This is a genomic window from Nonomuraea soli (assembly GCF_013761175.1).
GTDB classification, from domain to species: domain Bacteria; phylum Actinomycetota; class Actinomycetes; order Streptosporangiales; family Streptosporangiaceae; genus Nonomuraea; species Nonomuraea soli.
The window spans coordinates 200,862-219,486 of the sequence record NZ_JACDUR010000002.1 but is presented as its reverse complement, the minus strand read 5'-3'; the positions used below and the strand labels follow the sequence as shown (position 1 = coordinate 219,486).

14 protein-coding genes are annotated in these 18,625 nt (G+C 72.9%); 5 read left to right on the top strand and 9 right to left on the bottom strand.

Going from position 1 to position 18,625, the window contains the following annotated elements; genetic code table 11:
• Positions 1 to 104 precede the first annotated feature (104 nt).
• From HNR30_RS08320 to HNR30_RS08310, 3 genes are read left to right on the top strand one after another with little or no spacing between them, the layout of a single operon-like run.
• On the top strand, positions 105 to 1,316 hold the full coding sequence (locus tag HNR30_RS08320; RefSeq protein WP_181609167.1) for a sensor histidine kinase: 1,212 nt from the start codon (positions 105 to 107) through the stop codon (positions 1,314 to 1,316).
• A 34-nt stretch (positions 1,317 to 1,350) separates the two neighbouring features.
• Positions 1,351 to 2,097, top strand: a complete 747-nt coding sequence (locus HNR30_RS08315) for an arsenate reductase/protein-tyrosine-phosphatase family protein (RefSeq protein WP_181609166.1) — start codon at positions 1,351 to 1,353, stop codon at positions 2,095 to 2,097.
• Positions 2,094 to 2,480, top strand: coding sequence for a VOC family protein (locus HNR30_RS08310; protein WP_181609165.1), 387 nt, complete (start codon positions 2,094 to 2,096; stop codon positions 2,478 to 2,480). The genes HNR30_RS08315 and HNR30_RS08310 overlap by 4 nt, the downstream gene beginning before the upstream one ends.
• 4 nt (positions 2,481 to 2,484) lie before the next feature.
• On the opposite strand, the gene HNR30_RS47480 is transcribed toward HNR30_RS08310, so the two are convergent.
• From HNR30_RS47480 to HNR30_RS08290, 4 genes are all read right to left on the bottom strand, one after another.
• Positions 2,485 to 5,313: a SpoIIE family protein phosphatase gene (locus tag HNR30_RS47480; RefSeq protein WP_181609164.1), complete on the bottom strand. Its 2,829-nt coding sequence runs from the start codon at positions 5,311 to 5,313 to the stop codon at positions 2,485 to 2,487.
• 115 nt (positions 5,314 to 5,428) lie between these two features.
• Positions 5,429 to 6,580 carry a M20/M25/M40 family metallo-hydrolase gene (locus tag HNR30_RS08300; protein ID WP_312894287.1) on the bottom strand — a complete coding sequence of 384 codons (1,152 nt, stop codon included), beginning with the start codon at positions 6,578 to 6,580 and terminating at the stop codon, positions 5,429 to 5,431.
• 44 nt (positions 6,581 to 6,624) lie between these two features.
• Positions 6,625 to 8,955 carry a phospholipase D-like domain-containing protein gene (locus tag HNR30_RS08295; protein WP_181609163.1) on the bottom strand — a complete coding sequence of 777 codons (2,331 nt, stop codon included), beginning with the start codon at positions 8,953 to 8,955 and terminating at the stop codon, positions 6,625 to 6,627.
• A gap of 2 nt (positions 8,956 to 8,957) precedes the next feature.
• Positions 8,958 to 10,577: a beta-N-acetylhexosaminidase gene (locus HNR30_RS08290; RefSeq protein WP_220133451.1), complete on the bottom strand. Its 1,620-nt coding sequence runs from the start codon at positions 10,575 to 10,577 to the stop codon at positions 8,958 to 8,960.
• A gap of 133 nt (positions 10,578 to 10,710) precedes the next feature.
• Here HNR30_RS08290 and HNR30_RS08285 point away from each other — a divergent pair, with 133 nt between their 5' ends.
• A complete protein-coding gene (locus HNR30_RS08285; RefSeq protein ID WP_181609161.1) occupies positions 10,711 to 11,850 on the top strand; it encodes an ROK family transcriptional regulator in 1,140 nt (379 codons plus the stop codon).
• Here HNR30_RS08285 and HNR30_RS08280 read toward each other — a convergent pair.
• From HNR30_RS08280 to HNR30_RS50010, 5 genes are all read right to left on the bottom strand, one after another.
• On the bottom strand, positions 11,847 to 13,127 hold the full coding sequence (locus HNR30_RS08280; RefSeq protein ID WP_220133378.1) for an MFS transporter: 1,281 nt from the start codon (positions 13,125 to 13,127) through the stop codon (positions 11,847 to 11,849). The genes HNR30_RS08285 and HNR30_RS08280 overlap by 4 nt on opposite strands.
• Before the next feature lie 33 nt (positions 13,128 to 13,160).
• The gene (locus HNR30_RS08275; protein ID WP_181609160.1) at positions 13,161 to 15,524 is read right to left on the bottom strand and encodes an ATP-binding cassette domain-containing protein; all 2,364 of its coding nucleotides are present in this window, start codon (positions 15,522 to 15,524) and stop codon (positions 13,161 to 13,163) included.
• Between the two features lie 32 nt (positions 15,525 to 15,556).
• Positions 15,557 to 15,847: a hypothetical protein gene (locus HNR30_RS08270; protein ID WP_181609159.1), complete on the bottom strand. Its 291-nt coding sequence runs from the start codon at positions 15,845 to 15,847 to the stop codon at positions 15,557 to 15,559.
• A gap of 83 nt (positions 15,848 to 15,930) precedes the next feature.
• Positions 15,931 to 16,563, bottom strand: coding sequence for a response regulator (locus HNR30_RS08265; RefSeq protein ID WP_181609158.1), 633 nt, complete (start codon positions 16,561 to 16,563; stop codon positions 15,931 to 15,933).
• Positions 16,560 to 17,711 (bottom strand): sensor histidine kinase, encoded by a 1,152-nt coding sequence (locus tag HNR30_RS50010; protein WP_181609157.1) that lies wholly within the window; start codon positions 17,709 to 17,711, stop codon positions 16,560 to 16,562. The genes HNR30_RS08265 and HNR30_RS50010 overlap by 4 nt, the downstream gene beginning before the upstream one ends.
• A gap of 112 nt (positions 17,712 to 17,823) precedes the next feature.
• On the opposite strand from HNR30_RS50010, the gene lgt reads away from it, so the two are divergent.
• Positions 17,824 to 18,624, top strand: coding sequence for a prolipoprotein diacylglyceryl transferase (gene lgt / locus HNR30_RS08255; RefSeq protein WP_181609156.1), 801 nt, complete (start codon positions 17,824 to 17,826; stop codon positions 18,622 to 18,624).
• Position 18,625 lies beyond the last annotated feature (1 nt).

The following is an 18,625-nucleotide window of genomic DNA, read 5'->3' as shown; positions in this document are numbered from 1 at the left end:
ACGCAGTTCTCCGTAACCGGCGCGGGACCGGCTACTCCGCTCGGCGTAGGAGGGCACGCGCCTGGGCGGAGTCGTGCGCGCGCGGGGAACCGTACGATCTCGTCATGAGACTCCGCACCGCCTGGCTGCGCCTGCCGGTGCCGGCGCAGGACGCCCTGATCGCCCTCTTCATCACCGCGATGCAGGTGCAGGGCACGATCACGCGCAACGCCGGCGAGGTGGGGTCGCGGTCGCTGGGCGACCTCGGGAACCTGGGGTACGGCCTGCTGATCGCGACGGGTGCCGCCGTGGCCGTACGGCGCCGCTGGCCGGTTCCGGTGTTCGCGGTCACCGCGCTGGCCAGCATCGCCTACTACGCCCTGGACTTCCCCGACGGTCCCGGCTGGCTGGCGCTCTTCGTGGCGCTGTACACCGTGGCCGCCTACGGCGACGGGAACAGGTCGCTTGTGACGGCGGGCGCGGCGATCACCGTGTTGTCGGCCGTCTGGCTGGTCGCGGCGGCCGACATCGAGCCGCGCGCCGCCGTCGGCTGGGTGTTCTTCCGCATCGGCGCGTCGGTCATGAGCGTGGCGCTGGGCGAGTCGGTCAGGTCCAGGAGGGTCATCGCCGCCGAGGCGCAGCGGCGCGCCGAGCTGGCCGAGCGCACCCGCGAGGAGGAGGCGCGGGCTCGGGTCGACGCCGAACGGCTGCGGATCGCGCGTGAGGTCCACGACACCGTCGCCCACGCGATCGCGATCATCAACGTGCAGTCGGGGGTCACCGCGCACGTGCTCGACAAGCGGCCCGACGTGGCGCGCGACGCGCTGAGAACCATCGAGCAGACCAGCTCGCGGGCGCTGCGGGAGATGCGGGCCATCCTCGGGGTGCTGCGCGACGACGGCGCGGGGCGCGTGCCGTACCCGGGGCTGGGGCAGCTCGACGAGCTGGCGGCCGAGGCGCGCGAGGCGGGGCTCGACATCGAGGTCGAGGAGGCGCCGCCGGTGGCGCCGCTGCCGAGCGCGGTGGGGAGTGCCGCCTACCGGATCCTGCAGGAGTCGATCACCAACGTGATCCGTCATGTGGGACCGACGCGCGTGACGGTGGCGCTGAACCCCGGCGCGGAGGTGCTGGAGCTGCGGGTGACCGACGCGGGCCCCTCGATGCGGGTGCCCGTGCCTGGCCGTGCGGCTCCCGGCGAGGACGGGCGCGGCATCGTCGGGATGCGGGAGCGGTGCCGGCTGCTGGGCGGCGACCTCGACGCGGGCCCGCTGCCGGGCGGCGGGTTCGAGGTGCGGGCCCGGCTGCCCCTGGCGCCGAGCAGCGCACTGCCCGCCTGATTGCATCAAATCGGTTTGATGTAATATGGATGGTATGGCGTCGAGCGGCCGACACGAGGTCCCGCTGCTGGTGCGGATGGCTGCGCACCCGCTGCGGTGGGCGCTGCTGACCGAGCTGGCCGGCGGCGACCGCCGGGTGCGCGAGCTGGTGGCCGCGGTGGGCGAGCCGCAGAACCTGGTCTCCTACCATCTGCGGCTGCTGCGCTCCAGCGGGCTGGTGGGCTCGCGCCGCAGCAGCTTCGACGGGCGCGACAGCTACTACCGCCTCGACCTGGAGCGATGCGCTGGCGAGCTGGCGGCCCTCGGGCCCGCCCTCCATCCCGCGCTCGCCACGCGGCCGATTCCCCCGGCGGAGCCGGCATGGCCGTCCGTGCTGTTCCTGTGCACCGGCAACAGCGCCCGCTCGCCCATCGCCGAGGCCCTGCTGCGCCACCGCTCCGGCGGGCGCGCGCCGGTGGCCAGCGCGGGCAGCCGTCCCAAGGACGAGCTGCATCCCCGGGCCGTCGGCGTGCTGCGCCGGACGTACGGCATCGACGTCGGGCGACGGCGACCGCGCCACCTGGACGAGGTCGCCGGCCACCGCTTCCATTACGTGGTCAGCCTGTGCGACAAGGTGCGCGAGGTCGTCCCGGCGTTCGACGGGCAGCCCCGGCTGGTGCACTGGAGCGTGCCGGATCCGGCGCGCACGGGCGGCTTCGACGAGGTCGCCGCCGAGATCGACGCCCGGGTCGGGCAGCTCGTGCCCGTCCTGCTCGCCTCACCTTCGGAGGTTCGGACATGACAGCGCATGAGGAGTTCGCCGGCGTTCGCTACATCGTCGACGACGTTCAGGCGGCGGTCGGCTTCTACACCGGGCAGCTGGGATTCGAGGTGCGGATGAGCGCCGCACCCGCCTTCGCCGACGTCGTGCGGGGGCCGCTGCGGCTGCTGCTGTCGGGGCCGTCGAGCTCCGGCGCCCGCGCCACGCCCGAGGAGCACGCCGTGTCCGGGCGCAACCGCATCCACCTCGTCGTCGACGATCTCGACGCGGAGATCGACCGGCTGAAGGGAGCGGGGGTGCCGTTCCTCAGCGAGCGGGTGACGGGGCCGGGAGGCAGCCAGATCCTCGTCGCCGACCCGGCGGGCAACCTGGTCGAGATCTTCCAGCCCGCCGCCCGCCCCTGAACACTCACCGCGGCGGGGCCGCGGGCAGCGTGAGAAGCAGCAGCGTGACGTCGTCGTCGTGGGCGGCCGGGTCGGGCAGCAGCGCGGCCAGCAGCCGCTCCGCCTGCTGCTCCAGCCCGGCCCCGTCCGCCCGTAGCTGCCCGGCCAGCAGGTCGATCCTGGCGTCGAGGTCGACGCGCGGGATCTCGATCAGCCCGTCGGTGTACAGGGCCAGCAGGGCGTCGCGCGGATAGCCGACCACCGTCTGCCGGTAGCCGCCCTGCCCGAGACCGAGCGGCGTGTTGACCGGCAGGTCCAGCCGCCGCGCCGGCTCCCCCGGCGCGGCCAGCAGAGCGGGCGGGTGCCCGGCCGAGCAGGCCGTCAGCTTCCCCGCCTCCGGGTCGATCACCAGGTAGCAGCACGTCACCAGCCGCTCGGGCAGGTCGCAGGTCAGGTCGTCGAGCGCCGCCATGAGCCGCTCCGGCTCCATCCCGGTCTTGGCCAGGGCGTGCGCCGCCGAGCGCAGGTGCCCCATCACGGCGGCCGCCTCCAGGCCGCGGCCCATCACGTCGGCGATGAGCACCCCGTAGCGACCGCCCTCCAGAGCGATGAGGTCGTACCAGTCGCCACCGACGCCCGCGCCGCCGGTCGCCGGGACGTAGCGCCTGGCGGTCGCCAGGCCCGGCAGGTCGGGCGGCTGGGTCATGAGGCTGCGCTGCAGCGTGAGGGCGATGTGCCGCTGCTGCTCGTAGAGCTGGTGCAGGGCGGCCTGCTGGTGCTTGCGCGCGCTGATGTCGCGGCAGCTGGCCACGATGCCGGTGACCGCTCCCTCGTCGTCGAGCAGCGGCCAGAACGTCAGCTCGACCTCGACGGCCCTGCCGCCCTTGGCCAGCCGTACGGTCTCGACGTTGTCGATGCGCTCGCCCGCGCGCAGCCGGATCAGCAGGCTCTTGGCCTCCTCCAGCCGGTCGGGCGGCACCAGCCGGGTCCAGGGCCAGCCGATGATCTCGTCGGCGGTGTGGCCGAACAGGCGGGCGGCGGCGGCGTTCCAGAAGGTGACAATGCCGTTGGGGGTCTGGGCGAAGACGGCGTCCTGGCTCGACTCCACCATGGCGGCCAGCTCCGCCAGGCGCTGCTCGGCGCGCTCGCGGGTGGTGATGTCGCGGATGGCGGCGGAGATCAGCACGCCGCTGTCGGTCTCCAGCGGCGAGAGGCTGATCTCCACGGGGAAGGCGCTGCCGTCCTTGCGCCTGCCGCGCAGCGGGCGACCGGCGCCCATCGGCCGCATCCGCGGGTGGGCGGTGTAGGAACGCCGGTGGCGCCGGTGGGTGTCGCGGATCTCCTCCGGCAGCAGCATCTCGACCGGGGCGCCGATCAGCTCGTCGCGGCTGTACTCGAACAGCGTCTCCGTCTGGGCGTTGACGAAGGTGATCATCCCGTGGCCGTCGACGATGACCATGGCGTCGGGGGCGGCTTCGAGCAGGTCGGCGAAGCGGCGCTGGAGGCGGTCGCGCTCGCGCTGCTCGGCGGCGCGTTCGGTGACGTCGGTGGCGATGCCGCACACGCCGTAGGCCGTGCCCGCGGAGTCGGCGAGCGGCACCAGCGTGGTGAGGAACTCGTGAACGCCGTCTCCGAGCGGAAGGACCGTGTCGGCCTGGATGGCGCGGCCCCCGCTCTGGGCGCGCAGGTCGTGCTCGCGCAGCCGGTCGGCGGTGGCACGCGGCAGCAGGTCGTGGGCGGTCAGGCCGATCATCTGCTCGGGAGCCCGGCCGACCATGCGGGCGAAGGTGGCGTTGACCGCCAGGAAGCGCCCCGCCAGGTCCTTCATGTAGATCGCGGCGGGCGTGTGGTCCATGAGGGTGCGCAGCCACACCAGCTCGCGGACGGTGTGCTGGGCCCTGGCCCGCTCCCCCTCGATCCTGGCGGCGATGCCCAGCACCGCCAGGCCCACGATCAGGAAGGCCGACACGTCGCCGGCCACGAGCAGTCCGAGGCCGAGCCGGGGGTCGAACCAGCCCATGTCCTGCCCGGTGAGCCGCACCCAGCCGAGGATCGGGGGGACGATCACGGCCGTGCCCAGGAGCCAGCGGCCGATCAGGGCGGTACCGCCGGAGCCTGCCAGCAGCCCGGTCCAGCCCTCGGTGGGGCGGGCGAGGAACGTTCCAGCTCCGAGCAGCAGCAGGCACAACGCCGCCGGTAAGGCCATGCCGGTGTACGGGCCGAACCGTTCGAGCTCGGGCACCTGGTAGGCGAGGCCCACCAGGCGCGCCATCCCGGTCATCATCACCACCAGGGCGAACGCCTGCGCCGTGCGGACCCAGCCCGGCCGCCTGCGCAGCAGCAACAGCAGCGCCACGCCGGTCAGCGCCATCGCCACCGCGACGTTGGGCGCCATCACGGCGGGGGCCCAGTCGCCCACCGTGACGGCGCGGTCGCGCCACAGTTCATCGGCCGGGAGTTCGACGCCGGTCAGGTAACGCAGGAAGGCCAGCACCCCGATCACCGTCGCGGCCCCCGCGCAGATCAGGCCGGTGATCCTGGCGCGCCGCCCGCCCCGGCGAGCGGCCGTGGCCAGCAGCCCGGCGGCCAGCAGCCCGAGGCCCACCGCGGTGTCGGGCTTCATCGTGGCCTGCCCGGCGACCAGGCTGGTGAGCACGAGAGCACCGGACACCCATCCGGCCAGGGCCAGGACGGCCAGCGCCGCCGCGCCGAGCGCCGTCGCCAGCGCCAGCCGCCGGGCATGCGCGACCCGGTGCGCGGCGGGCGGCAGCCAGGCCTCTCCCGCCCGGGAGGAGCCTGGCGCGGCCGTCGTGGAGAGGTACGGCTCGGCCGGACGGCTCGAATGTGCTGACACGGGCTTCACCATGATCTCGTCGACTACAAGCTCGCATCAAAGTCCCCGAAAAGCGGCAATCGGCCGAACACGTCACATAACACACCGCTTGCCGCTATTTACATACAGTCACACCCTACGCTTCCGCATCCCTGTCGACACACCATTCCCTGATGGTCGCCGCGAGGATGTCGGTGAGCTGGTCGAGCGACTCCAGGGTGGCCCACTCGGTCGCCGCGTGCGCGCCCCCGCCGTCCACGCCGATCATCAGGCACGGGATGCCCGCCGCGTCGAGCAGGGCGCAGTCCGTCCAGTACGGCTCCGCGCGCAGGGCCGGAGCACGCCCGAGCACCCGCCGCGCCTGGCCGAGCACGGTTGCGACGATGGGCCAGTCCGGGTCGGCCTCGAACGGCTCGCGCCGCAGCCCCGGCTCGACGCTGGCCGCGAAGCCCGGCACGGTCGCGGCCAGGCCGGACAGGATGTCGTCGAGCTCCGCCCGAGGGTCCTCGCCGGGGACGGTCCGCCTTTCCACGGTGATCCGGCAGGAGGCGGGATAGCTGGAGGCCTCCTCGCCGCCCCTGATGAGGGAGGCGTGCACGCTGCCAGGACCGAGCCGCTCGTGGGCGGGCCCCTCGGCCAGGCGCCCGGCCCAGCGCTCGACCGCGACGAGGAAGTGCCCGGCCTTGGCGATCGCGTCGATGCCGAGGTCGGGCCGCGAACCGTGGGCGGCGCGCCCTTCGACGACCACGTCGAACCAGGCGAAGCCCTTGTGCGCGACCGTGATCTCCAGGTGGGTCGGCTCGCAGACGATCGCGGCGTCGGCGGTGAAGGTCTCCAGCACCTCCTCCGTGCCCAGGCTGTTGTGCTCCTCGTCGGCCACGCAGGCCAGGATCAGGTCGCCCCGCAGCTGCCCGGAGGCGGCCACGCGCGCTCCCGCGACCATCATCGCGGCCAGGCCGCCCTTCATGTCGAAGGCGCCGCGCCCGTAGATGCAGCCGTCGGCGATGCGCGGCGCGAGCGGGTCGCCGTCGTAGCCGGCCAGGGTGACGGTGTCGAGGTGGCCGTTGAGCATCAGCGACCGGCCGCCCCCTGCGCCGCGCGCGACCGCGACGACAGAGGGACGGCCGGGACGCCGCTCCAGCCAGTGGATCTCGAATCCGCGGGCGGCCAGCCAGCCCGCGCACAGGTCGGCGACGGCCGCCTCGCCCGCCCCGCCGGGCACGAGGGCGGGATTGACCGAGTCCAGGACGATGAGCTGCCGCAGCAGGTCGACGGTGATCTCCTCCACTCCCCGACTATCCGTCAGGGAGGGCAGGAGCCACAACGCCGCCGTCAGAAGCCGTCGTTGGTGAAACCCGTGCGGGCGACGATGTCGAGGTAGTTGTTGGCGTCGAAGTCGTCGCTGTAGAACAGGGTGAACCCGGCCGGGCCCGCCGTCAGCGCGGTGTCGCGCTGGCTGCCGAGGGTGGTGGGGTTGAGCCGGACGACCGGCAGGCGCCCGGCCGTGGTCCCGTCCGCGTTGAACCCCCTGGCGTAGACCTCCAGCGAGCGGGCGGAGTTCCACAGGTCCGTCTCGTTCCACCCGACCACGAAGCGACCGGAGGCGTCGGCCGCCACCGACGGCACTCCCTGGACGGCGCAGCCCGCGTTGTGACACAGCGGCGGGTACTCCTGGGCCTGGTCGGAGGGCTGGCCGAGGGCGAAGCGCCCGTAGAAGACGGGCTGTTCCGTGAAGCGCTCGCCGAGCGAGGCCGTCAGACCGCGCATCCGGACACGCCACACGCCCTCGGCGTTGTCGCTCCACACCACGACGCTGTCGCCCGCCGGGGTGGTGGCCACCGCGGGCGCCAGGTGCTGGGTCGCGGTGTTCTCGTGTATCCGGGTGCGCGCCTTGGTCACCGTCCCGCCGGCCGCCAGGCGCAGGCCGTACACCGAGTGGGTGCCCTCCTGCCACACGACGGTGGCCGTCCCCGATCCGTCGACGGCCACGTCCGGCTTGACTCCGGAGCCCAGCTGCAGCGGGCCGAAGACGCGGGAGGTCAGCGACGAGTAGCCGGAGGCCCGCACGACTCCCGCGTCCTCCCAGACCACGGTGAAGGCGCCGGTGCCGCGGACCGCGATGCGGGGCCGTACCTGGTCGCCGGCCCACTGGCCGGCGTTGGCCCAGACGGTGGCGCTCAGCGTGCCGCCCGGCGACAGGCGGCGCACGGCGATGTTGTGCTCGCCGCGGCAGTCGCCGTCCTCGGCCCAGGCCACGTAGGCGTTGCCGGAGTCGTCGACCCCGACCGCGCCGTCGAAGTGGTGGTAGCCGGTGGCGCAGCCGACGCCGCCCATGTCCACCCTGACAGGCCCGGTGACGGGCGCTCCGTCGCGGTAGATGCGGGCGTGGACGGCGTTGCCGCCCTCGGTCCAGGTCACGGCGGTGTAGCCGTTGCGGGTCACGGCGGCCCTGGGCGCCCGCTGGTCCTGCGGGCCGTTGGCGGCCATCTGGAGCGCGGCGCCGGGGTAGGCGGACGGGACGATCTTCACCATCTCGTCCATCATCCGCCGGTAGTCGGCGTCGTAGGCGGCGTAGATCGCCGGGTCGTCGACCCGCACGACGGAGTCGTCTGAGGCGATCAGCGAGCCGTTGTTCAGGTTGTGCGAGCCGGTGTAGACGTAGCGGCGTACCGCTCCGCCCGCGGCCTGCGAAGGCCCGTCGACCAGCAGGATCTTCGAGTGCACTCCGCCGTTGGAGCAGCTGCCGCCCGCGGGGTCGTGGCAGCCGCCCGGACGGAAGGTGTGCACGACGATGCCGTGGGCGGCCAGCCGCTGGGCGACCGGGACGGTCTGGTTGCCCTCGGGGACCATCACCTGGACCGTGCACCCGGCCTGCCGCTTGGCGACGAGCGCGTCGATGACCAGCGGACGGTCGGTGGCGAACTGGGAGTGGACGATCCTGATCGAGCCGGGGCAGGCCACGTCCTCGATCATCGCCGCGATCAGGTCGGGGCTGCCGTAGGTCTGCTCGTCGTAGGCGGTGTCACGCGGCTGCATCCAGACGGCGACCCGGCCGTCCCCCGAGGTGAAGGGCGCCTGGTAGGCCGTGACGACCTGCCCGGCCAGGCTCTCGAAGACCTGGCGGTAGCCGTCGGCCAGGGCGGCGTCGCCCGAGCTGATCAGCATGTTCTGGTTCAGCCCGAAGGAGCGGTCGAGGTTCTGGGAGCTCTGCACGACCACGTCGCGGCGGCCGTCGTCGAGCTCGCCGAAGACGAAGAACTTGTGGTGGCTGACGTCCTTGGCGGTGACGGGGCCGTTGCAGCCGTTGGCGCACCTGACGACGTTCCCCGGCGGCAGGACGGCGGCCAGGTCGTCGAGGTAGGCCTGGTTCGGATCGCTGCCCTCGGCCACCACCCGGACCACGACGCCACGCGCGTGCGCGGCCAGGACGGCGTCCCTGACGGCCACATCGTGCAGGACGTAGGTCGCCATGTCGAGCGTGGAGCCGGGGACCGCGCGGCCGATCAGCTCGATGAGCTCGACCTGCAACGCCGGGTCGGCGACCCCGCTCACGGAGGGCCGGCTGAACAGCACGTCGAGCGCGGGCGCGACGGACTTCTTGGCGTGCGCCGGTACGGCGAGGCCGGCCAGGCACAGCAGGACCACGCATAAACGAGTGAACATGTTCACCTTTCCGCGACGAGGGTGGAGGTCCAGGCGTCGATCTGGGCGTCGACCGTGGCCCGTTCCTTGGGCCAGCCCCGCACGTCGGGGCGGGTCTGCCAGGGCTCCGGGCCGGTGTCCTTGCGATACTCCACACCCAGCGCGGCCAGGCGCGGCTCGTGGTGGCCCAGCCGGGTGCGGAAGTCGTCGAAGTCGCCCCCCGGCGGGCTCCACATCACCTCGGCGAAGGCAGGCAGCCGGGGGAAGGCCATGTAGTCGAGGGCGCGGGGCGAGTCGATGTGCTCGGTCCAGAGCGCGGCCTGGCTGCCCAGGACCCGTCCGGCGTGCTCCTCCTCGAGCCCGGCCGGCACCGGCTCGAAGGCGTGGACGTCGCGCAGCGTGGTGACGCTGCCGATCGGCACCGGCTCGTCGCCGCCCTCGGCCTGGCGGAAGTCGAGGTAGAGCCGGTCGAACGGGCTGGTGACCACGTCGTGTCCTGCGCGCGCGGCCGTGATCGCCCCGGCGCCTCCGCGCCAGGCGGCCACGGTGGCGCCCGGCGGCAGGCCGCCCTCCAGGATCTCGTCCCAGGCCAGCAGCTTCCTGCCCCGGGCGGCCAGGTGCTCGCCGATTTGGCGCACGAACCAGGCGTGCAGCTCGTCCTCGTCGCGCAGGCCCAGCTCGCGGATACGGCGCTGCGCGGAGGGGCTGCGCTTCCACTGCTCCTTGGGGCACTCGTCGCCGCCGACGCAGACGTAGCGGCCCGGGAAGATCTCCATGACCTGGTCGAACACGGTGCGGTAGAAGTCCAGGGTGGAGTCCTCGGCGTTGACCACGTTGCACGACACGCCCCAGCGGGTCGCCACCTCCAGGGGCCTGCGCGTGTTGCCCAGCTCGGGGTAGGCGGCGATGGCCGCCTGGGCGTGGCCGGGCAGTTCGATCTCGGGCACGACGGTGACGAAGCGGTCGGCCGCGTAGGCGACGATCTCCCGCAGGTCGTCCTGGGTGTAGTAGCCGCCGTGCGGGCGCCCGTCGAACACGCCGTGCTGCCGCGCGCCCAGCGGGCTCTCCCTGCGCCAGGCGCCGACCTCGGTCAGCCTGGGCAGGCCCTTGATCTCCACCCGCCAGCCCTGGTCGTCGGTCAGGTGCAGGTGCAGGACGTTGAGCTTGTGGGCGGCCAGCAGGTCGACGTAGCGCAGGAGGTCGTTCTTGGGCAGGAAGTGGCGGGCGACGTCGATGAGCACGCCGCGCCAGCCGTACCGGGGGCGGTCCTCGATCGTGACGGGCGGCAGCGTCCAGCCGGTCTCGCCGATGGAGCCCCGGCGGAAGGCGGCCGGGGGCAGGAGCTGGCGCAGGGTCTGGGCGGCGTAGAAGGCCCCTGCGGCGTCTCCCGCCTCGACCAGCACCGTCGCGGTTCGTACGGCGAGGCGGTAGGACTCGGGGCCGAGGTCGGCGGCCAGGGTGAACTCGATGGCGTGGTCCCCGGGCGGCCCGGGCGGCAGCGGCAGGCCGGTGACGGGTCTCAGGACCTCCCGCAACCAGCCGGCCGCGCGCAGGAGTGGCGCGGGCGCGGCGATCACGGTGTCGGCGGACAGGACGAAGGGCTCGCCGGGCTCCTGGGAGAACCCTGCGGGTCGGGGCAGCAGCACGAGGGGTCCTTACCGGGCGACGGGCACGAGGCGTGGCGTCAGGACGTTGCCCTTGGTGGACACTGGATCATCTCCTTGAGGCGCCTTTATAGTGGAGTCCGCCATTAATATCCGTCAAGAGGGAGCCAGCGTGACTCTCGCCGTGAGCGGCGGCGATCTCCAGCGGCTGCGCAAGCTCAACTCGCTGGCCGTCGTGGCGGCCCTGCGCGCCGGAGGTCCGATGCCGCTGACGCACCTGGCGGAGCGCACCGAACTGGCCAGGGCCACCGTCAAGCAGGCCGTCCACGACCTGATCGAGCAGGGCTGGGTGGCCGAGATGGACCCCAGCGCGGGTGGCAAGGGCCGGCCCGCACGCCGCTACCGCTTCCGCGCGGAGGCGGGGCGGGTCCTGGGGCTCGACATAGGGGCGCACAACGTCAGGGCCGCGCTCGGCGACCTCGACGGCAACGTCGTGCACCTGTCCCGCGTGCCGGTGACGCCCGCGCTGACCAGGGACGAACGGCTGCAAGCCGTCGACCGCGCGATCGACGCCTGCCTGACGGGGGCGGGCGCCACCGAGGACGAGGTCTGGGGGGCCGTGGCCGGCAGCACCGGCTACATCGACCTGGAGGGGCGCATCGTGTTGTCACGCGCCATCCGCGACTGGTCGGGCGCCCCGCTGGCCGAGCACCTGAGCGCCAGGCTCCCGTGCCCCGTGGTGGTCGAGAACGACAGCCGCCTGGCCGCCCTGGCCGAGCACCGCAAGGGCGCGGCGCGGCAGGTCGACAACCTGGTCTACCTGCACCTCGGGCGCCGCCCCGGAGCCGCGGTCATCCTCGACGGCGCGCCCCTGCGCGGTTCGAGCGGAGCGGCGGGCGAGATCGGCGTGCACCCGCTGTTCAACCTGGCCGCCTCCAGCGACCTGCTGCAGGCGTCCGTGTCACCGGTCACCTCGGGGCTGGCGCCCGGCGAGGTGGCGGCCGCGCTGTTCGAGGCGGTACGGCAGGGCGACCCCGGCTCGACGACCGCCGTACTGCGCTACGTGAAGGTGCTGGCGATGGCGACGGCGGCCATGACCCTCACGGTCGATCCCGAGCTGGTGGTGCTGGGCGGCGGCTTCTCACGGTCGGCGGACGTGCTGAAGGAGCCGCTGCGGGCGGAGCTGGAGACCATGTGCCTGCGCACCCCCGAGATCCGCGGCTCGACGCTCGGGGAGGAGTGCGTGGCCGTGGGCGCGGTGTGCTTCGCCGTCGACCACCTGAACGCCCGATTGTTCAACCCCGCACATTAACGACGAGCTTCACCATAATGAGGGGTGCGCCGGAGGACCGCCATCGCGGCGATCGGGAGCAGCATCAGGGTCAGCACGCCTGACAGCACGAGACCCCTGACACTGCCGGCCAGCTCGATGAGCGGGCCGCCCGCCAGGAGGCCGAGCGGAGCGGCCACCGTGGAGCCGGTCGTCCAGAGGGTGACGACCTGCTGCTGCTCCTCGGGGCGCACACCCGACTGCAGGAAGCTGTAGGCCACCGGGGTGAACGGCGCCCACACCAGGCCGCCCAGGGCGAACACGACCAGGGCTGGAGTGAGGTCGTCGACGAACGCCAGGGCGATCGGGCACATCGCCCACAGGCCGACGATCGCGATGAGGACGTGGCGTTGCGGGAGGTTGCGCAGCTGGTTGACCAGGGCGGCGCCGGCGAACGCCCCCAGGCCCAGGGCGCCCCACATGAGCCCCAGCGCCGAGGCGTCGGCATCGAGGCGGTCGCGCACGTAGAGGGGGAGGGCTATCTCGATGGGCATGTAGAGGAAGTTGAAGAAGAACTCGACGACCAGCAGGCGGGCGGCGACGGGGCGACGGCGCAAGATTCGCCACCCCGACTCGACCCCACGCACCCCCCGCCCCGCCCCGGCCCCCCGCTCCTCGGACGAGGCCTCGCGGGACGAGCGGGGGACGGCGAGGAGGACGGCCGCCAGGAGGATCAGCGCCCCCGCCGCATCGCACACCAGCGCCACCCCCGCGCTGGTGGTGGCGACGATCAGCCCGCCCAGCACCGGCCCCACGATGTACAGCGCGAACGTGGCGTTCAGCCCCAGCAGCCCGTTGACCGCGAACTGCCCGCTCTCCCCCGCCAGCGAGGTCGCCAGCAGCCGCCTGCTGCTCGACCCCGCCATCCGGAACACCGACCCCGCCAGCAGCCCGAAGATGAGCACCGGCAGCGTGAGCCGCCCGGTGAGGGCCAGCGCGCCGAGCACGGTGAAGGTCACCGACCTGAACAGGCAGTCGGCGATCAGCAGCACCCGGGGCGCGATCGTGACCCGACCCAGCCCGATGGCCAGCGCGAGCAGGGTCGACAGGATGAACGGCGCCGCCTCCACGAGCCCGATGGCGATCGCCTTGGGCACGTCGCCGTGGATGGCGAGCGTCTGCACCGGCATGGCCACGATGATCATGCCGGTGCCCGCGCCGGCGAGCAGGTCGCCCAGGAGGAGCCCGGCCAGGTGCCGGTTGCGCAGCACGTCGCGGTAGGACCGGTTGGTCTCGCGGCTGCTCGTCTCGGTGGACATGGGACTGGCCTCCTGCCGGGGGTTCTGGGGTTCTCAGTGGCCGACGTAGGCGGCCAGATGCTCGCCCGTCAGGGTGGAGCGGGCCGCGACCAGGTCGGCGGGGGTGCCCTCGAAGACGATCTTCCCGCCGTCGTGGCCGGCGCCGGGACCCAGGTCGATGATCCAATCGGCGTGCGCCATCACCGCCTGGTGATGCTCGATCACGATCACCGACTTGCCCGACTCCACCAGCCGGTCCATCAGCGCCAGCAACTGCTCCACATCGGCCAGGTGCAGCCCGGTCGTCGGCTCGTCGAGCACGTACACCCCGCCCTTGTCGGCCATGTGCGTGGCCAGCTTCAACCGCTGCCGCTCACCGCCCGACAACGTGGTCAGCGGCTGGCCCAGGCTGATGTAGCCGAGCCCGACATCGGCCAGCCGCTCCAGGATGGCGTGCGCCGCCGGGATGCGCGCCTCGCCGGAGCCGAAGAACTCCAGCGCCTCGCCGACCGGCATGGCCAGGACCTCGCTGATGTCCTTGCCGCCGAGGTGGTATTCGAGCACGGAAGCCTGGAAGCGCTTGCCCTCGCACTCCTCGCAGGGGTTCTCGACGCCGGCCATCATGCCGAGGTCGACGTAGACGACTCCGGCGCCGTTGCACGTCGGGCAGGCACCCTCGGAGTTGGCGCTGAACAGGGCGGGCTTGACCCCGTTGGCCTTGGCGAAGGCCTTGCGGATCGGGTCGAGCAGCCCGGTGTAGGTCGCCGGGTTGCTGCGCCGGGAGCCGCGGATGGCCGTCTGGTCGATCGCCACGACGCCGTCCCTGCCCGCGACCGAGCCGTGGATGAGGGAGCTCTTGCCCGATCCCGCCACGCCGGTGACGACGCAGAGCACCCCGAGCGGGATGTCGACGTCCACGTCGCGCAGGTTGTGCGAGCGGGCGCCCCGTACCTCGAGCACGCCGGTGCGCGGGCGGACCTCGGGCTTGACGGCGGCCCGGTCGTCGAGGTGGCGGCCGGTCAGCGTGCCGCTGGCGCGCAGCCCCTCGACGGTGCCCTCGAACACCACCTGGCCGCCGGCGGTGCCGGCGCGCGGGCCGAGGTCGACGACGTGGTCGGCGATCGCGATGGCTTCGGGCTTGTGCTCGACGACCAGCACCGTGTTGCCCTTGTCGCGCAGGCGCAGCAGCAGCTGGTTCATGCGCTGGATGTCGTGCGGGTGCAGCCCGACGGTGGGCTCGTCGAAGACGTAGGTGACGTCGGTGAGGGAGGAGCCGAGGTGGCGGATCATCTTGACCCGCTGAGCCTCGCCGCCCGACAGCGTGCCCGACGACCGGTCGAGGGTGAGGTAGCCCAGGCCGATCTCGGCGAAGGAGTCGAGGGTGTGCCGCAGCGACGACAGCAGGGGCGCGACCGGCGGCTCGTCGAGGCCGCCGATCCACTCGGCCAGGTCGCGGATCTCCATCGAGCAGGCGTCGGCGATGCTCACGCCCTCGATCGTGGCCGAGCGCGCGGCCTCGTTGAGCCGGGTGCCGGAGCACTCGGGGCACGAGGCGAAGGTGACCGCCCGCTCGACGAAGGCCCGCACGTGCGGCTGCAGCGACTCCTTGTCCTTGGAGAGCATCGACTTGCGCAGCTTGGGGATCAGGCCCTCGTAGGTGAGGTTGACGCCGTCCACCTTGATCTTGGTGGGCTCCTTGTGGAGCAGGTCGTGCAGCTCGCGCTCGGTGAAGGACCTGATGGGCTTGCCGGGGTCGAAGAAGCCGCAGCCGGTGAAGATGCGGCCGTACCAGCCGTCGACGCTGTAGCCGGGGACGGTCAGCGCGCCCTCGTTGAGCGACTTGTCCTCGTCGTAGAGCTGGGTCAGGTCGATGTCGGTGACGCGCCCCATGCCCTCGCAGCGGGGGCACATGCCGCCGGCGCGGGAGAAGCTCTCCCGCACGAACGTCTGGTTGCCGCGCTCGACCGTGACGTCGCCGCCGACCCTGACCGAGGCGACGTTGAAGGAGTAGGCGTTGGGCGGGCCGATGTAGGGGCGGGCGAGCCGGCTGAACAGGATGCGCAGCATCGCGCTGGCGTCGGTCACCGTGCCGACGGTGGAGCGCGGGTTGGCGCCCATGCGCTCCTGGTCGACGATGATCGCCGTGGTCAGGCCGTCGAGCACGTCGACGTCCGGCCGCGCCAGCGCCGGCATGAACCCCTGGACGAAGGCGCTGTAGGTCTCGTTGATCAGTCGCTGCGACTCGGCGGCGATCGTGGCGAACACCAGCGAGCTCTTGCCGGAACCGGAGACGCCGGTGAAGGCCGTCAGGCGCCGCTTGGGGATCTCGATGCTGACGTCCTTGAGGTTGTTCTCCCGCGCGCCGTACACGCGGATCGTGTCGTGGCTGTCGGCGGCGTGCTTGGGGGTGGTGCTCATCGTCTCTCTCCGTCCGGAAGGTGCGTCGGGGGTCAGCGCTCGTCGACGACGTGGCCGTCCTGGGTGCTCAGGTCCTTGGTGAGCGCCATGGCCGGCGGCACCTCGGGGAGGCCGGCGACGGCGCGCGAGGCGGCCTCCAGCCGGCCGGTGTCCTCCCAGTGCCAGGTGTCGCGGTAGGTGCCGTCGTCGAGCTGGATGAGCACGGCGTGCGTGAGGCCGGGGCAGATCTCCCTGACGGTGCCGATCAGGCCGGCCCGCCGGGCGAGGAACTCCTCGAGGTCGGCTTCGGCGACGGAGTAGGTGTGCGTGCGCACGACGGACATGTCGGCCTCCTCGTCTCGGGTGGTGTGAGACCAGGGTGGCCGTCCGGATTGATACATCCGCTATGCGCCGGCGATGCGTCCCGTCACGGGCCCAGGCGGATGATCCCCCGGGAGGCGGCGACGGTGACGGCGGCGGTGCGGTCGTCGACGCCGAGCTTGGCGAAGACGTGCAGGAGGTGGGTCTTGACGGTGGCCTCGCTGATGCACAGGTGGGCGGCGATGGCCTTGTTGCTCAGGCCCCGGGCGACGGCGCCGAGCACCTCGATCTCCCGTCCGCTGAGCGCTCCCGGCGGGTCGGAACGTGCCCATGACAGCACCCGCGAGGCGATCGAGGGTGACAGGGCGCTCTCGCCGCGCGCCGCCGCCCTGATGGCGTCGAACAGCTGCTCGCGGCGGGTGTCCTTGAGCAGGTAGCCGATGGCGCCCGCGTCGATGGCGCGCGAGATGTCGCTGTCGGTGTCGTAGGTGGTCAGGACGATCACGCGGGCGCCCGGGTCGTTCTCGCGGATGCGGCCGATCGCTCCGGCACCGTCGAGTTCGGGCAGTTGCAGGTCCATGAGGGTGACGTCGGGGCGCAACGTGCCCGCGAGCCGTACGGCCTCGGCCCCGTCGACCGCCTCGCCCACCACCTCCAGGTCGTCCTGGGTCTCCAGCATCGCGCGGATGCCGTCGCGGACCACGGGGTGGTCGTCGGCGATCAGGACGCGGACGGTCACGGCGCGCCCACGGGCACGCTCAGGGGGAGGCTGGCGACGACGGTCGCGCCCGCGCCGGGCACGCTCTCCACGATCAGCGTGCCGCCGAGCTGTTCCATACGCTCCAGCATGATCGACAGGCCGTGTCCCGAGGCGGCCCGCCCCGGGTCGAAGCCGTCGCCGTCGTCGTGGACGTCGAGCACGACCAGGTCCTCCATGTACGACAGGGTGAGCGTGACCCGCTCGGCGCGGGCGTGGCGGCGCACGTTGGCGGCGGCCTCCTGCGCCACGCGCAGCAGTTCGGCCTGCGCCCGCTCCTCCAGCGGCCGCGGCGTGCCGGTGATCACGGTGCAGGCGTCGACGCCGGTCTCGTCGGACAACCGGCCCGACAGCTGCTGCAGCGCCTCGGGCAGGCCGCACTCGTCGAGCTGTCCTGGTCGCAGCGCCCCCACCACGCGGCGGCTCTCGACGAGGTTCTCCCTGGCGGCGCGCAGCGCCTGCGTCACGTGCCTGTTGCCGGGCAGCGTCGCCTCGGCCGCCTCCAGCAGCATCACCACGCTGGCGAACCCCTGGGTGAGGCTGTCGTGGATGTCGCGCGCGAGCCGCTGCCGTTCGGCGGCCACGCCCGCCTGCCGTTCGGCCGCGGCGCGTGCCTCCTGAGCGGCCTGCAGCTGCTCGATGAGGCGCTTGCGCTCGTCGCTCTGGCGCGCCATGGAGCTGATGTAGCCGACCGCGATGGCGCCGCTGAGCGCGATCAGCGCGGTGGTGGCGATCTCGCTCCAGGTCACCGATCCCGTCGAGTGGTAGCGGTGCCACAACCAGCCGCCGGCGAACGACACGACCGCGACCAGCCCGACGCGCAGGGCGTCCATGCAGTACGGCACCAGCACGCTCAGCGCGACGACCAGGAAGGAGGAGTCGATGGCGAACAGCCCCAGCCACAGCAGCCCGCCGCCGAGCACGTACGGCAGCGGCACCTCGGCCCCCGCCTTGCCGGAGGCGGGCGTGCGCAGCACGAACCACACGGCGTACCAGGCGGCCAGCCCGGCCACCAGCACCACCGGCAGGACCTGGCCGACCTCCACCAGCGGTCCCGCCGAGGTCAGCACCAGCCACGAGACGAAGAAGGCATGCTGCCAGCGGCGTCGGGTCCGCTCCCAGGGCTCCACATCTTCGACGATAGTCAGCCACCAGGCGGCCCGGCATCAACCGGTCGACTGATCGCACGATCGGTGGTCCGCTCGATGTGCGCCCGGCCCCGCGGCGGCCAGACTCGACGCCGTGAGCATTCCGAGCCCGTCCCAGGCCGTGTGGCACCTGGGTCCGATCCCCATCCGCGCCTACGCCCTGCTGATGCTGCTGGCGGTCCTGGTCGGCATCTGGGTGACCCGCCGCCGGTGGGCGGCACGCGGCGGCGATCCGGCCGTCGTGGACACGATCGCCACCTGGGCGGTGCCGCTGGGCCTGGTCGGCGCCCGCATCTACCACGTGGCCACCTCCTGGGACTCGTACTTCGGCCCCGGCCAGGAGGCGTGGCGTGTGGTGGCGATCTGGGAGGGCGGGATCAGCATCTTCGGCGCGGTCGCGGGCGGCGCGGTGGGAGCGTGGCTGGCCTGCCGCCGCCACGGCGCCGACCTGCGTGCCTTCGCCGACGCCCTGGCTCCAGGGCTCGCGCTCGGCCAGGCGATCGCCCGCTGGGGCAACTGGTTCAACCAGGAGTTGTACGGCCGGCCGACCACCCTGCCGTGGGCGCTGGAGATCGACCCCGCCCACCGGCCGCCCGGCCTGGAGTCCACGCCCACCTACCACCCGGCCTTCCTCTACGAGTCGTTGTGGAATCTGGGCGTGGCCGCCTTCGTGGTGTGGGCCGAGCGGCGCTTCCGCCTGGATCGCGGCCGGGTGTTCGCGGTGTACGCCATGGCCTACACCACCGGCCGCGCCTGGATCGAGTGGCTGCGCATCGACCCTTCGCCGTACGTGCTCGGGCTGCGGTTCAACGACCTGGTCTCGATCCTCGGCTTCGCGGCGGCCCTCGCCTACCTGGTGGCCACCCGCAGGACCGGCTCCGCAGCCGCGCGCTAGC

Coding starts and splice junctions, on each gene's coding strand:
- HNR30_RS08280 (WP_220133378.1), bottom strand. CDS start 13,127: ATGTCCACCGAGACGAGCAGCCGCGAGACCAACCGGTCCTACCGCGAC.
- HNR30_RS08320 (WP_181609167.1), top strand. CDS start 105: ATGAGACTCCGCACCGCCTGGCTGCGCCTGCCGGTGCCGGCGCAGGAC.
- HNR30_RS08310 (WP_181609165.1), top strand. CDS start 2,094: ATGACAGCGCATGAGGAGTTCGCCGGCGTTCGCTACATCGTCGACGAC.
- HNR30_RS08270 (WP_181609159.1), bottom strand. CDS start 15,847: ATGTCCGTCGTGCGCACGCACACCTACTCCGTCGCCGAAGCCGACCTC.
- HNR30_RS08295 (WP_181609163.1), bottom strand. CDS start 8,955: ATGTTCACTCGTTTATGCGTGGTCCTGCTGTGCCTGGCCGGCCTCGCC.
- HNR30_RS08315 (WP_181609166.1), top strand. CDS start 1,351: ATGGCGTCGAGCGGCCGACACGAGGTCCCGCTGCTGGTGCGGATGGCT.
- HNR30_RS08275 (WP_181609160.1), bottom strand. CDS start 15,524: ATGAGCACCACCCCCAAGCACGCCGCCGACAGCCACGACACGATCCGC.